The organism is Neisseria sp. P0021.S006, from assembly GCF_051956895.1.
Map to the genome: position 1 here is coordinate 1 of NZ_JBQCWZ010000842.1, position 625 is coordinate 625.

A 625-nucleotide genomic window follows, 5' to 3' on the forward strand; every position below is an offset into this window, starting at 1 on the left:
GTGATGCCGTTGGTAGAAATCATTATTCGTAAAACCTTTATAAATAGAATGTTATAATCGGACGCGATTGTAGCATATTTTTGCAAAGACCTCAGGATTGAGGCATGGCAAATATGCCCAATTTCGATGCAAGATAAAAACAGACAACGCTTCACGAGAAAATGCGTTGCAGTCAGCATTTCAGGCCGTCTGAATCGGAGAAACGATATGGAAACGCACAAAATCTATTACGCCGTGATTATTTTGGTATGTGCCGCTTCCATGCTGCTCAGCCCGTTTTTCTATATCCGCCGCACGCGCTCAGGCGCTGAATTGCGGCGCGCACCCAGGCAATGGAAACCCATCCTATTCGCCAACATCATCATGATTGCAGCTTTGTTTGTTTGGTGGAAATGGTTTTAAGGAAAAATAAAAATGAACAAAATCTGGATCAGCACATTACTGCTCGCTTTGACAACTGCGGTTTCCGCCGCGCCTATTTTTGAATGTACCGATTCTGCCGGCCGCAAAGTCTATACACAAGCCGGCGGCAAAAACTGCAAAGCCAGCAATATCGGCAAACCGTCCGTATATACTTCTGCGCCTGTTTCAACACCGGCAACGCCGATTTCCCCAAGCAAAGCCG

2 protein-coding genes are annotated in these 625 nt (G+C 46.1%); both read left to right on the forward strand.

Translation table 11 applies throughout. The features are described 5' to 3' along the window. Positions 1-207: 207 nt before the first annotated feature. Entirely contained in the window at positions 208-402 is a 195-nt protein-coding gene (locus tag ACTHUM_RS17435; protein WP_036491242.1) for a hypothetical protein, read from the forward strand. 12 nt (positions 403-414) lie between these two features. After that, positions 415-625, forward strand: a 211-nt coding sequence (locus ACTHUM_RS17440) for a DUF4124 domain-containing protein (protein ID WP_440403617.1), incomplete at its 3' end; no start/stop codon positions are given.